The organism is Streptomyces sp. NRRL S-350 (genome assembly GCF_000719705.1).
Classification (GTDB): Bacteria; Actinomycetota; Actinomycetes; order Streptomycetales; family Streptomycetaceae; genus Kitasatospora.
The window spans coordinates 1-12,900 of record NZ_JOHO01000055.1 but is presented as its reverse complement, the minus strand read 5'-3'; the positions used below and the strand labels follow the sequence as shown (position 1 = coordinate 12,900).

13 protein-coding genes are annotated in these 12,900 nt (G+C 75.0%); 6 read left to right on the top strand and 7 right to left on the bottom strand.

The window, feature by feature from the left end; translation table 11 throughout:
- Positions 1-169: 169 nt before the first annotated feature.
- The 5 genes from IF30_RS49830 to IF30_RS48185 form a co-directional block, all read right to left on the bottom strand.
- Positions 170-1,897, bottom strand: a complete 1,728-nt coding sequence (locus IF30_RS49830) for a DUF4157 domain-containing protein (protein ID WP_420791172.1) — start codon at positions 1,895-1,897, stop codon at positions 170-172.
- A 287-nt stretch (positions 1,898-2,184) separates the two neighbouring features.
- A complete protein-coding gene (locus IF30_RS48190; RefSeq protein ID WP_158835640.1) occupies positions 2,185-2,349 on the bottom strand; it encodes a hypothetical protein in 165 nt (54 codons plus the stop codon).
- A gap of 77 nt (positions 2,350-2,426) precedes the next feature.
- A complete protein-coding gene (locus IF30_RS0132325) occupies positions 2,427-3,524 on the bottom strand; it encodes a peptidoglycan-binding protein (protein ID WP_030245104.1) in 1,098 nt (365 codons plus the stop codon).
- Between the two features lie 183 nt (positions 3,525-3,707).
- Positions 3,708-4,100, bottom strand: coding sequence for a peptidoglycan-binding protein (locus tag IF30_RS0132320; protein ID WP_030245102.1), 393 nt, complete (start codon positions 4,098-4,100; stop codon positions 3,708-3,710).
- Positions 4,101-4,125: 25 nt separating this feature from the next.
- On the bottom strand, positions 4,126-4,293 hold the full coding sequence (locus IF30_RS48185; RefSeq protein ID WP_158835637.1) for a hypothetical protein: 168 nt from the start codon (positions 4,291-4,293) through the stop codon (positions 4,126-4,128).
- Positions 4,294-4,606: 313 nt separating this feature from the next.
- On the opposite strand from IF30_RS48185, the gene IF30_RS0132310 reads away from it, so the two are divergent.
- The 5 genes from IF30_RS0132310 to IF30_RS0132290 all read left to right on the top strand — a co-directional run bounded on the left by IF30_RS0132310 (position 4,607) and on the right by IF30_RS0132290 (position 9,180).
- The gene (locus tag IF30_RS0132310; protein ID WP_051711694.1) at positions 4,607-5,515 is read left to right on the top strand and encodes a phosphotransferase; all 909 of its coding nucleotides are present in this window, start codon (positions 4,607-4,609) and stop codon (positions 5,513-5,515) included.
- 128 nt (positions 5,516-5,643) lie between these two features.
- Positions 5,644-6,006, top strand: coding sequence for a hypothetical protein (locus IF30_RS0132305; protein ID WP_030245099.1), 363 nt, complete (start codon positions 5,644-5,646; stop codon positions 6,004-6,006).
- Positions 6,007-6,186: 180 nt separating this feature from the next.
- Complete coding sequence (locus tag IF30_RS0132300; RefSeq protein ID WP_051711693.1) at positions 6,187-7,080, top strand: pirin family protein; 894 nt, start codon at positions 6,187-6,189, stop codon at positions 7,078-7,080.
- Positions 7,077-8,324: an MFS transporter gene (locus tag IF30_RS0132295; RefSeq protein ID WP_030245096.1), complete on the top strand. Its 1,248-nt coding sequence runs from the start codon at positions 7,077-7,079 to the stop codon at positions 8,322-8,324. Before IF30_RS0132300 ends, IF30_RS0132295 begins: the two co-directional genes overlap by 4 nt.
- Positions 8,325-8,505: 181 nt before the next feature.
- Positions 8,506-9,180 (top strand): TetR/AcrR family transcriptional regulator, encoded by a 675-nt coding sequence (locus tag IF30_RS0132290; RefSeq protein ID WP_030245093.1) that lies wholly within the window; start codon positions 8,506-8,508, stop codon positions 9,178-9,180.
- On the opposite strand, the gene IF30_RS45825 is transcribed toward IF30_RS0132290, so the two are convergent.
- Positions 9,131-10,780, bottom strand: coding sequence for an amino acid permease (locus IF30_RS45825; protein ID WP_078891877.1), 1,650 nt, complete (start codon positions 10,778-10,780; stop codon positions 9,131-9,133). The genes IF30_RS0132290 and IF30_RS45825 overlap by 50 nt on opposite strands.
- 262 nt (positions 10,781-11,042) lie before the next feature.
- Entirely contained in the window at positions 11,043-11,618 is a 576-nt protein-coding gene (locus IF30_RS0132280) for a TetR/AcrR family transcriptional regulator (protein WP_030245089.1), read from the bottom strand.
- Positions 11,619-11,688: 70 nt separating this feature from the next.
- Here IF30_RS0132280 and IF30_RS0132275 point away from each other — a divergent pair, with 70 nt between their 5' ends.
- Complete coding sequence (locus IF30_RS0132275; protein ID WP_030245087.1) at positions 11,689-12,582, top strand: NADP-dependent oxidoreductase; 894 nt, start codon at positions 11,689-11,691, stop codon at positions 12,580-12,582.
- The last annotated feature ends 318 nt before the right edge of the window (positions 12,583-12,900 follow it).

Genomic DNA, 12,900 nt, shown 5'->3' with positions numbered 1-12,900 from the left:
GCCGGGCCCTCACCGGGCCGGGCCGGGCCGTCGGCGGGCGCGGGCCGGGCCGTCGGCGGGCGGGCGGGGCCGGACGGAAGCCGATCATGCCCCTCACCCCGGTCCCCTGCCGCGCCTCCGGTGTCATCGGCGGGCAGGGCCCGCTGCCGTGCGGGCCCTGCCCGGCGTGTCACAGGCCTGCCTGCTCCAGTCGGCCGAGGCGGTCACGGCCCTGGGCCGCCCAGTTCTCCACGCCGTCGGGGTGCAGGGGGTTCGCCCACCACTTCATCTTCGTCCGCGGGAAGTACTCGCCCTCGGTCGCGTTGGCCTGCCTGGGGTAGGAGGACCGCGGGTAGTCGGGGGCGCCCGGCTGGCCCGCGTCGTGCAGGAACAGGGCGTGGGAGTTCCAGCCGAGCGTACCCGCGCCCTGCTGGCGGACCTGCCAGTCGTCGTCGGCCATCTGCGTCAGGGCCTGGCAGACGGCCTCCACCGGCATGCCCGGGCGCTTGAGGGAGGAGTCCAGGGAGGCGGCGTGCGCGAGGCTCTCGATCAGTTCGATGTGCAGGGCCGGCTGGGCCGGGTCGGGGCGCCGTAGCACCAGGGTGAAGCCGTGCCCGGCGAACTCGATCCGGAAGACGGCTTCGCCGCCCTGGCCCGCGGCCGAGCGGATCGCGTTGGTGAGCCCGGCGACGGCGGTGCGGAAGGCGGCGGCGTTCTCGGTGATGTCCCGGTCGTTGCCCGGGCCCTGGGCCGCGGCCTCGTTCGCCGCGCGGCGCGAGAGCGCCTCGCGGCTCTCGCCCTGCTGGGATGTGACACCGGACAGGATCGGGAACAGGTGCTCGGCCGTCGGGTAGCAGGAGGCGAAGTTGACCGGGTCGAGGATGTCGCGGCGCAGCAGGTCGGGCCCGATCTCGGCGGCGAGGTCCATGGTGTCCTCGAAGCCGTACGCCGGGTCGAGGACCATGTCCAGCAGGTACCAGTAGAGGGCGTCGGCCCCGTCCCGGTGCGGGAACGGCGCGTTGGCCGGCAGGGAGTTGACGGCGAGGTCGATCAGCTGCCCCGCGGCGGGCAGCGCGTCGGGCAGCGGGGGCTGGAAGGCGGTGCGGTTCTGCTCGCAGAACTCCTGGACGGCCTGCTCCGAGCCGAGGCTCCGGAAGAATCCCCGCCAGGTCTCCTGGACCAGGTCCCGGTCCGCTCCCTGCCAGACCTGCCGGGCCAGGTCCTGGAAGGCCTGCATCCGTTCCGCCGGGACGACGCGGCCCGGCATCGCCTGCCCGATGGTGGTGCGCTGCACGGCGGCCGGCCCGGACGCGGCCCCGGTGTCCTCGGCCTCGTGCGTCTGCGGGGCGGGGGCGGGGCCGCGCAGCACCCGGGTGGCGTTGGCCTCCGCCTCGCGTTCGAACCGGTCCGACGGGTCGGAGACCCGCAGGCCGCTGCCGTTGTCCGTGCCCGCGACGGGGCCCCGGCGCTGCTGGACGACGTGGGTGAGTTCATGGGCGAGGGTGTGCCGGTCGAGGCCGCCCTCGCCGAGCACCACGTGGTTGCCGCTGGTGTAGGCGCGGGCGCCGATCTCGGCGGCGGACGCCCGCGCGGCGGGGCCGGTGTGCACCCGGACGTCGCTGAAGTCGGCGCCCAGCCGGGCCTCCATGTCCGCGCGGGACGCCTGGTCCAGGGGCCGTCCGGTGCCGCGCAGCACCTGGTGCACGGCGGAGCGCTGGACGGCGGGCTCCTCGTCCCGGTGCGCGTGCCCGGTGTGCGCGCCCTCGCGGCGGAGCATCTGGACCACCGCCGCGTTGCCCACCGAGGCCTGGAGGCCGAGCAGGCCGGCCGCGGCTCCGGCCGCGGCCGGGGACGGCCTGCGGGCCTGCTGCCGCTCGGCGACGGCACCGCCGCGGTCGGCTTTCTTTTCCTCACGCACGCGCGCTCACTCCATCGTTGAGGAGCGGCCCACGGTCCGCACCGGCGGATTCCTCGCGCCGGCGCGCCTTCCGCACCTTCTGCGTCGGCGCCTTCTGCGTCTGCGGGTCGAAGGCCGCTGCTGCCAGTACCGATCAGTATGCGGCCCCCGGCCGGACAACACACGCCCTGGTCAGGCAGGTTGGCCGGATCCAGCCCTTGCCGGAACCCGGGCCCGGGCTGTCCGGGGGGCCGTCCGGTCCGCACCCGGGGTGGTCAGGAGGTCTCGCGGACCGGCTGCGTCGTCCGTCAGGCCTCGAACGAGGAGAGCTCGGTGAGACTGATCGAACGGCCCAACCGCCAGCGCGCCTCCCGGAGGCCGGCGCTCCGGACCAGCAGCAGGTGGCAGATGCCGGGCTCCACGTCGAGGACCAGCGGGGCGCTGCCGATCCCGGCCCACCAGGAGACGCGCACCTGGTGGGTTCCGGGTGCGACCGGGAACTCCCACCTGGTTCCGACCCGGATCCGGCCCGCGACCGGGCGTGGGGTGGTCAGGCCGTGACGTGGTACCAGTAACCGCCGGTCCGCAGGCCAACGTAGTGGACGTCGGTGCCGGTCTCCTTGGCCTCGTACATCATGTCCGTGCCGGTGGCGGGGTCGGTGCCGGCGTAGAGCACGACGTGGACGGTGGTGTGTGCGTCCGTGCCGAAGTACTCGACGTCGCCGGGCCGGCGCTGGGCCTCGGTGATCGGGGTGAGGTGCTTGTCGAGGGTCTGGTCGGTGGTGTCGCCGCCGTTGGCGAGGTCGATGCCGGCGCCGAACCAGAAGGCCGCCCGCACCAGGCCGGAGCAGTCCAGGCCGGCGGTGGTGTCGGCGGGGCAGGGCTGGATGGAGCCGGTGTAGCCGTCGCAGGTGCCCAGCGACGGGCCGGCGCCCTCGCCGCGCAGCGAGTGGCCGCCGCCCCACACGTACGGGACGCCCAGGTAGGACTTCGCCGCGTTCAGGACCTTGGCGGGGTCGACCGGGCCGCTGGGCAGCGGGGTGGGGGTGTCGGCGTAGAGGGCGTTCTTGACGGCGGTGCCGACGATGCCGTCGATGGTCAGGGCGTGGGCGGCCTGGAAGTTGCGCACGGCGGTGCCGGTGGCGGGCCCGAACTGCCCGTCCACGGTGAGGCGCCCGGCGTTGAAGGTGTTCAGCATGGTCTGCAGGGTCGTGACGCACGGGCCGCTCGCGCCGGTCTGCAGGGTGCCGCACTGGGTGCGCAGGTCCACGGTGCCGGTGCCGGTGCCGGTGCCGGAGGCCGCGGCCGCGTCGAGCGCCGACTTGGTGGCCGGGCCGACGATGCCGTCGACGCTCAGCGCGTGCGAGGCCTGGAAGGTGCGCACGGCGGTGCCGGTGGCGGGCCCGAACTGCCCGTCCACGGTGAGGGTCGCGCCGGTGCGGTTGAGCTCCAGTTGGAGCTGGGTGACGCAGCCGTCGGCCTCGCCCTGCTGGAGGACGGCCGGGCAGGCCGCGGAGGTGAGGGGTACCGGGGTCGGCGCGGTCGCGGCGGCCGCGGCCGCGGCGGTGTACGCGCCGACGCCGGTCAGCACGGCGGCCAGGGCCAGGCCCAGCGACAACCGGCGTCGGGCGGGGAAGAGGGTGTTCACAGGAGGGTCTCCGGATCCGTGATGATTCGCCAGGGGGACGGGAGAGGACGGTGCTTCGCCCTGCCCCTGGCGCTCGACGTGCTCGATGCGCGCTCGATGCGCTCGGCGTGTGCTCGACGTGCTCGACGTGCTCGATGCGCTCGGCGTGTGCTCGACGTGCTCGATGCGCTCGACGTGCGGGTGCTACTCGAACAGTCCCGAGTCGCTGGGCACGTAGGCGAAGCAGTAGCCGGTCGTCCCGCCGTAGGTCTTGTCACCGCGGTAGAGGATGTTGTCGCCGGTGAAGGGGCCGACGATGCCGTCCGGCTGCACGTGGACGAAGTTCTGGAACCACAGGACCTGGTCCTTGGTCCGCGGGCCCCAGGTGCTGTCCTCGTCGACGGTCGCCCGGTTGTTCTGCCGGGCGACGTCGTTGATCAGGTGCTGGACGCACCAGACGCCGTGGGGGTTGTCGGGCTGGTTGTCGCCGATGTAGCCGGCGGTGTCGGACGCGCCGGCGGAGCCCGCCGGGCCCAGCAGCGCGGCGCCGCACACGGCCATGGCCACCATGGCGCGGCCGAGGGTCTTCGTGGTCATGTCCCGCTCCCGGGGTGAGGGGTGATCAGGGGCCGTAGGTGGTGGCGATGTACTGCCGGCAGTAGGCGTCGTAGCCGTCGCCGAGGGCCGGGGCGCCGGGGCCGGCGGCGGCGGGCCCGACCAGGGTGAGGAGGGCGGCGCCGGCGACGTCGGTGGCGGTGGCGGCTTTGGCGGTACGGGAGTTGAGGCTCACGGAGTGTCCCTCCCAGGGAGCGGTCTCGGGTGTCGGCTGGTGATCACTGAGTGGTGGCAGAACTGTGCCTCACTGCGCCGTCCGTCCGGGAGGTGCCCAGACGTCACATCGGCCTCCGGGGTGCGTCCCACGGCGCTGACCTGCGTATTGGGACGCGTTTCCATTTGGGTGTGAGACCGCTGCGACGGCAGGTGCCCGTCCCCCGGCCCGGCCCGGGGCCGTCCGCCCCGGCTGCCGTGACAGGGTGGAGGGTCGGGGCGGACCGCCCCGACACGCGTCCCAACGGCCCCGCGCCGAACGAGAGGATCAACCGGTGACCGAGAACCAGGCCGACCGGGCCACCCGCGCGGCAGTGGCCGTCGCGGCCGAGCACGGCCTCGGCGTCACGCGGCCCGTCGTGCTGCGTGACGCCAGCAACGTCCTCGTGCGGCTCGACCCGCTGCCCGTCGTCGCCCGTGTCGGCGGGCTGATGGCCGCCCTGCGCGACGGGACCGGGCAGTGGCTCGCACGCGACGTCGCCGTCCTCGCGCACCTGGACGGCCGCGATGCGACGCGTCCCTGCCCCCCGCCGCTGCCGCCCGGACCGCACCACCGGGACGGACTCGTCCTCACCTTCGCGGCACTCGAGCACCCGGATCCGGCGGCGACGCTCGACCCCGGCGAGGTGGGCCGGTCCCTGCGCCGGCTGCACGCCAACCTCCGCGACCTGCCGGTGCCGCTGCCGGTGCTCGGCCTGGTCGAGGAGGGACGCGGCTGGCTGCGCGGGCTGACCGCCGGGTGCGGCCTGACGGACGGTCAGCTCCGACGGCTCTCCGACCGCTACGACGAGGTCCGCGCGGCCATCACCGACGCCTCCTTCGCCTCCCAACCGCTGCACGGCGACGCCCACGCGGCCAACATCATGTCGACTCCGCGCGGGCTGGTCTGGACGGACTTCGAGGACGTGGCGTCCGGCCCGCCGCTGTGGGACCTCGCCTGCCTCGCCGCCCGGGCCCGCGCGCTCGGCACCGGCGAACGCGGCTACGGCGCCGACTGGGCCGACGCGGCGGTGCGCGCCTACGGAGCCGACCCCCGGGATCCGCTGCTGGACCTGCTCGTCACGGCACGCACCCTCGCGGTGGCCGCATGGGGCCTGGCGGTCAGCGACGCCGCCCCCCGGGTGCGCGCCGCGAGCCTCGCCCGCGCCGAGTGGATTCTCGCGAATTCGACCGGCCGAATGTAGTCCCGCACACGGGGCGCATTCCGGCACCGGCGGCGGACCGGTGCCGGCTTCCTCCCCCGATTTCGGCCCGATATGCCATCAAGAACCATTACTTTCTCGGCCATTGGCGTTGACCAGGCGCTCTCGACGTGCGGTCGGTCAGCCAGCCAGCCGCACGCCACGGCACGGTCCTGCTCGCCATGGTGGTCCACACCTTCGGCGAGATCCGGTACTCCGCGGCGAGCTTCGAGCTGAGCTTCGCCCTGGCCCCGGCCGAGTCGCAGGGCCGCTACCAGGGCGTGTTCTCGATGGGATCGGGAGTGGGGCGGGTGGTCTCGCAGTCCTTGGCGACGCTGCTCTGCCTCGACGTCGGCTTCGCCGGATGGGTCCTGCTCGGCGCCCTGATCCTCGCCGCCGGCCTCGCGGCCGTACCGACCACGAGCTGGGCCCTGCGGACGGGCCCGAGCGTGCTGCCCGAGGAAGCCGAGCAGTTGCCGGCGAGCGCCCGGTGAGCCCGTGACCGTCCGCACGAGCCCCGCGGCCCTGCCTCCTCCCCCGGCAGGCCCGCGGGGCTCGCCGTCCGTGACCTCGGCCTCGGGAGTACCCCCAAGAACCTAAACGGTTCAGTTCAATGCGTCAACGAGACGGTTCAGTCTTGACTCTGAACTGAATCGTGTAGTTCAGTTCTCGGCATGACGACGACCCAGCTCGCCGCGGCCCAGGCCGCCGCCCTCCGCTCGACCACCACCGTCATCGATCCCGTGCACACCTTCGAGGGCGCCGGCTTCCCCGTCCGCCGCCCGTTCCCGGTGGCCGAACTCCCGATGCTCGACCCGTTCCTGATGGTCGACCAGACCGGTCCGCTGCTGCTCGCCCCCGGCGAGGCCAAGGGCGCCCCCGCCCACCCGCACCGCGGCTTCGAGGCCGTCTCCTACCTCATCGAGGGCTCGATGGACTGGGCCGACTCCACCGGCCGGCGCGGCACCAGCGTCGCCGGCGAGGTCGAGTGGCTCACCGCCGGCGCCGGCATCGTCCACTCCAACGAGCCGACCGCCGAACTGCTCGCCCACGGCGGCCGCCAGCACATGCTCCAGATCTGGGTGAACCTGCCCGCCCGGCTGAAGGACCTCCCGGCCCGCAGCCAGAACCAGGGGCCCGACACCATCCCGGTGGTGCACACCGAGGACGGCAGCCGGATCAAGGTGATCGCGGGCCGCAGCCACGGCGTGGCCGGACCCTTCGAGACGCACGTGCCGGTCCTGCTCGCCCACGCCGTGCTGGCCGCCGGCGGGCGGGCCGAGTTCACCGTGCCGGTCGGCCACAACGCCGCCGTCTACGTGCTCTCCGGCGCCGTCGAACTGCCCGACGCGGCGCTGGCGGACGGCCGGCTCGCGGTGCTGGCGCACGACGGCGAGCGGATCGCCGTCGCCGCGCCGGACGGCCCGGCCGAGGTGCTGGTCCTGGCCGGCGAGCCGATCGGCGAGCCGGTGGCCCGCGGCGGCCCGTTCGTGATGAACACCGCGGCCGAACTCCGGCAGGCCCAACTCGACTTCTCGAACGGAAAGTTCGGGAGGATCCCGGAATGAGCCCGGGAGTGCTGAACCCGGCGGCCGGGGCGGGCGCGCACCCGGCGGAGCCGTCGGCCGACAGCGCCGGCCGGGGCGTACGGGGGTCGCTCCGCACCGGCCTGCTGCTCGCGGCGGTCGCCGCACCCGGGGCGGCCGGGCTCTCCAGTCCGAGCCTCGTCCTGCCCGCCATCGCGCGGGAGCTGCACACCGGCCTCGACTCCGCCGCCTGGCTGATGAGCGGCTACGGGCTCGGCATGATGCTCGGCACCCCGCTGCTCACCGGCACCGCCGGGCGGCGCGGCCCGCGGGCGCTGCTGCTCGCCTCCGCGGGGGCGCTGCTGCTCGGCGTGCTGGTCACGCTCGCCGCCGGGACGGCCCTCGGCCCGCTGGTCGCCGGGCGCGCCCTGCTGGCCGTCGGTGCGGCCGGGTTCAACGTGGCCGCCTTCCAGCTGGCCGCGCGCCAACCGGACGGACGCGCCTCCGGGGTCGTCGCGATCGGCAGCGCGGCGGGCGGCACCGCCGGGCTGTTCATCGGCGCGGCGGTGGCGGCCGGCCTGGGCTGGCGTGCCTGCCTGGTGCTGCCGGTGCTGACCCTGGCGGTGCTGCCGGTCGCACTGCGCGGATGCGCCGGACCGGAGCCGGCGCCGGGCGCGAATGCGGATGCTGAGGCCGGCGCGGACGGGGAGGCCGGCGCGGACGGGGAGGCGGCACGCCGCTCGTTCCTCGGCCTGGACGCCCTGGCAGTGCCGCGCTTCCGGGCCGTCGCGGCGGTGATGCTGGTCCTGGCGACCGTCAACTTCGGCCTGGTGTACGGCGCGCCGCGGCGGGCCGTCGCGCTGACCGGCTGGAGCACCGTCCAGACCGGCGCCGTCGGCTCGCTCGCCACCCTGACCGGGGCGCTGCTCTCCTGGTCGCTGGTGCGCGCCGCGCCCCGGCTGGGCCTGCGGCGGACCGCCGGCCTGCTGCTCGGCGTCTCCTTCGCCGCGCTCGCGCTCGCCGCGTTCGCCCCCTGGGCCCCGCTGGTGCTGCTGGGCGCCGGGGCCAGCGCCTGCGTCAACGCGGGCGGCCAGGGCGTCCTGACCGGCGCCGCCGCCGAGGCCGTGGCGCCGCCGCGGCGGCCGGAGGCGATCGGGCTGTTCAACCTGGTGTTCCTGCTCGGCGCGGCGCTCGGCCCCCAGCTGGCGGCGCTCGCCCCGCTCCTGGCGACGTCCGGCGCGCGGATCGCCGGGCTGGGCCCGCATCTCGCCTCGCTGGCGCGCTGACCCGCCGGCGCACCGCCCCGCCGGCGCACCGCCCCCCGGCGCACCGACCGGGCGCATCGCAGAGCGTCGCCGGGGTGTCCGGCACGCTCGCGTGCCCGGCGCCAGGCGGCGCTGACCGAACCGTTCAGTTCCCTATACTGGCCCGTACCGTCTCCCCCCGAACACTCCGAGGAGAACCCCGATGGCCGCCGACAACCCCGGGCCGATCGACGAGTTCGGCATCCCGATCATCCCGAGCCCGGTCGACGCCGCCCAGCGCAAGCGGCAGGCGATCATCGACGCGGCCCTGGTCGAGTTCCTGAAGGAGGGCTACTCCGCCGCCTCGATGGACGCCATCACGGCGCGCTCCGGCGTCTCCAAGGCCACCATCTACAAGCACTTCGGGAACAAGGAACGGCTCTTCCTCGCGGTGATCGGAGGCGTCCTGCCCACCACCTACGAGGACCTCAAGCCGTGGAACTCCACCATCGCCGAGGCCGACGACCTGCGCTCCGCGCTGATCACGCTCACCCTCGACTGGACCCGCATCCTGCTGCGACCCGACATCATGTCGCTGCGCCGGCTGGTGATCGGCGAGATCGACCGCTTCCCGCAGCTCGGCCAGCTCTGGTACCGGGTCAGCTACGACATGAACAACGGCCCGCTGATCGAGGCCTTCGCCGAACTGGACCGCCGCGGCGTGCTCGCCGTGGAGGACCCGGCGCTGGCCGTGCAGCAGCTGGTCGCCTGCACGGTGGGCGTACCGCAGCTGGTGCGGACGTTCCGCCCGGAGGCCGAACTGGACGAGGCCGGAATGCGCCGGATGATCAGCTCCGGGGTCGACCTGTTCCTGGCGCGGTACGCGCGGCAGCAGTGACCGCGGCGGCGGCGAACCCGGCGTCCGGCGCAGCCGTCACGGCCGCAGCAGCAGCCGCCGACGCCGTCGCGGCCGTCGGAGCGGTCGGCGTCGCGGCCGTCGGAGCGGTCGGTGCCGCGGCCGGATCGGCGTCCGGCCCGCGACGGCGCCGCCGCAGCCCCGCCACCAGCAGCAGCGCCGCCGTCCACGCGCCGGTGCAGAGCACCTGGCTGCGGCTGCCCGGGTCCGCCAGCATGAACACCAGCACCCCGGCCATCGCCGCCAGCGCCAGGTAGCCCAGGTACGGGAAGCCCCACATCGGGGGCGCCTGCTGCGGCCCGCGCTCCCGCTGCGGCCCGGGCTGCCGCTCCGGCCCGTGCGCGCGCTGCCGCCGGCCGTGCAGCCGCAGGTGGGAGGCGGCGATCAGGATCCAGACCACCAGGATCGCCGTCCCGATCGAGTTCAGCAGGAACGGGAAGACGGTCCGCGGCCACACCAGGCTGAGCACCACCGACGCGAAGCCGAACGCGGCCGAGGCGAGCACGGCACGGCCGGTGCCGGTCGGGGCAGCGGAGGCGCCGTCCACACCGTTGGCGCCGTTCGCGCCGTTCGCGCCGTCCACACCGTTCGGGCCGCCGTGGCCGCGGTCGGTCGGCCGGCCGCGGCGGGTCAGCAGGCGCGGGGCGTCGCCGCGGGCGGCGAGGGCGTGCAGCATCCGCGAGGAGCCGTAGATGTTGGCGTTCATCGCGGACAGCAGGGCCACCAGCACGACGGCGTTCATCAGCTGCGCCGCGCCCGGCACCCCGATCCGGCCGATCGCCGCCGCGTACGGGCCGCCGGCGACCGCGGGGTCGTCCCACGGCACCACGGCGACGATCACCGCCATCGAGCCGACGTAGAACAGCGCCACCCGCCACAGCACCGTGCGCACCGCCCGGCGCACCGCGGCCACCGGGTCCTCGCACTCGGCGGCGGCGATGGTCACCGTCTCCAGCCCGCCGTACGCGAACACCGCCGCGATGGTGCCCACCGCGACCCCGTGCCAGCCGTGCGGGAGCAGCCCGCCGTGCGTGGTCAGATTCTCCGCGGCCGGTGTCCGGCCGGTGAGCACGGCGGCGGCGCCGAGCAGGATGAACGCGCAGATCGAGGCCGCCTTCACCCCGGCGAACCAGAACTCCAGCTCGCCGAAGTGCCGCACGCCCGCCAGGTTCGTCGCGGTGAACAGCGCCATGAACGCCGCCACCCACACCCAGGCCGGCACCTGGGGCAGCCAGCCCGCCACGATCCGGGACGCCCCGATCGCCTCCGCGGCCACGCTCACCACCAGCAGCGCCCAGTACATCCAGCCGGCCAGCAGCCCGGCCCACGGCCCCCAAGCGCGGGTGGCGTGCGCGGCGAACGACCCGGAGCCGGGGCGGGCGGCGGACATCTCGCCGAGCATCCGCATGACCAGCACCGTGAGCACCCCGGCCACCACGTACGACACCACGATCCCGGGCCCCGCCGCGGCGATGCCGACGCCGGAGCCGACGAACAGCCCGGCTCCGATCGCACCGCCCAGCGCGATCATGGCGATGTGTCGCTGTCTCAGCCCACGACTGACCGACCGGTCCTCGGACATCACGGCTCCCCCCGTTGTGATCCAACCGGAGGAGATCCTGGCCCGGACCGCCCTTCGTGATCAAGCCCTCCGGCCGGTCCGACCGAGGCGTGGACGCCCGTCGACCGGGGTGCGGGGTGCCCGCCGACCGGGGTGCGGGGTGCCCGTCGGCCGCGGTGCGCCGCCTCCCGGAGGCACCGGGGCGTCCGGCAGCGCCGGCCGGTGCGGGTCCGTGAGCCGTCGGTCGCGGCGGTCGTGCCGTCCACCCGCCGCGCACCAGCCCTCAGGGCGCGGTGGCTTCCCAGGCCGCCTCGATCATCCGGAAGACCTCGTCCACCGTGGCGTCGGGATCGTCCGCCTTGCAGGCCAGCGCGTAGGCGTCGATGGCGAACCGGGCGGTCGCCCGGCAGGCCGTCGCGCTTCGGGACAGGTGGGGGTCGGCGGCCAGCGCCGCTGCCAGCGCCTGCGCGTGACGCAGGCTCATCGACTCCTCGTACTCCCGCAGGGCGGGCGATCCCTCGATCATGCGCCGGACGGGGGCGCTGCCCTCCGCCGTGCAGTGCCGCACCAGGGCCTGGACCTGACGGCGCAGCGCCGGGATGAGCGGCTCGTGCGGTTGCCGGTCGGTGACCGCCCGCGTGAGGCGCTGCTCGAAGTCGTGGTCGCGCTCGAACACCAGGGCTTCTTTCGAGGCGAAGTGGGAGAAGACCGTGGTGACGGCGACGTCGGCCTCGGCCGCCACGTCCCGGATGCCCACGGCGTCGTATCCGCGCTCCAGGAAGAGCCGCAGCGCGGTGTCGGCGATCTTCTGACGGGTCGCGGCCTTCTTGCGTTCCCGGCGTCCGGGCGGCTCGGTCATGCCCGGACACTATCAGGTACGGATCCATAACCGTTGTGAAACACTAACGGTTGTTGTTATCTTCGGCCGCATGAGGAAAGTGAGCTTCGCCGAGTTCGGCGGTCCCGAGGTCCTGCACCTGGTGGAAGCCGAGGAGCCCCACGCGGGCCCCGGCCGGATACGCATCGCCGTACGGGCGGCGGGCGTGAACCCCGTCGACTGGCGGCTCCGGGAGGGCCAGGTCCTGGGAGCCCATCCGGTCGAGCTGCCCTCCGGAGTGGGGCTGGACGCCGCCGGGGTGGTGGACGAGGTCGGCGAGGGCGTCGAGGGGGTCGAGGTCGGCGACCGCGTGTTCGGCGAAGGCACCGACACGTACGCCGAACTCGCCGTGCTGTCGGCCTGGGCCCGCATGCCCGAGGGCCTGACCTTCGAGGAGGCGGCCGGATACCCCTCCGTGGTGGAGACCGCGCTGCGCATCATCCGCGAGGTCGGCGTGCAGCCGGGGCAGACGCTGCTGGTCAGCGGCGCGTCCGGCGGAGTCGGGTCGGCGGTGCTGCAGATCGCCCGCGACCGCGGCATCACGGTGATCGGCACGGCCGGGGCCGCGAACCAGGACTACCTGCGCAGCCTGGGCGCCCTCGCCACGACCTACGGCCCGGGCTGGGCCGGGCGGGTGCGGCGACTCGGCCGGGCCGACGCGGCCCTCGACCTGGCCGGCTCGGGCGTGATCCGCGAGCTCGTCGAGCTGACCGGGGATCCGCGCAAGGTCGTCTCCATCGCCGACCTCACCGCACCGCAGCTGGGCGTCCGGTTCTCCGGCGTGGCCGGGAGCGTGCCGGACGCGCTCGCCGAGGCCGTCGACCTCATCTCCCGCGGCGGGCTCCACATCCCCGTCGAGAAGTCGTACCCGCTCACCGAGGCCGCGGCGGCGCACGCCGACAGCCGGGCCGGCCACACCCGGGGGCGCCGGGTCCTGGTCGTCTGAGCCGAGGGCTCCGCCCGGCGCCCCCGCGCCCACGCGGCGCCCCACCCGCCGCCCCGGGGTTCCTTTCGGCGACCGCGCGGAGCGCTCGGCTCCGCACCCGGCCGCACCCCTGGGCGCCTGCCGATCCGGTCGGGGCGCAGCAGCGACGGTGTGCGGACGCCGGCGCCCGGGGCCCGGAGGGCGTGGCCTCGATCAGGGAGTCCGAGCGTCAGGGCCGGGCCCGTCGTCGGCGCCATCGATCGTTACGGAAAGTCACCGCGATGTGAGCTGGATCGCCTTTCGGCGGGCGCCGGACGGGGGTGGCCCGTGACGGTCATC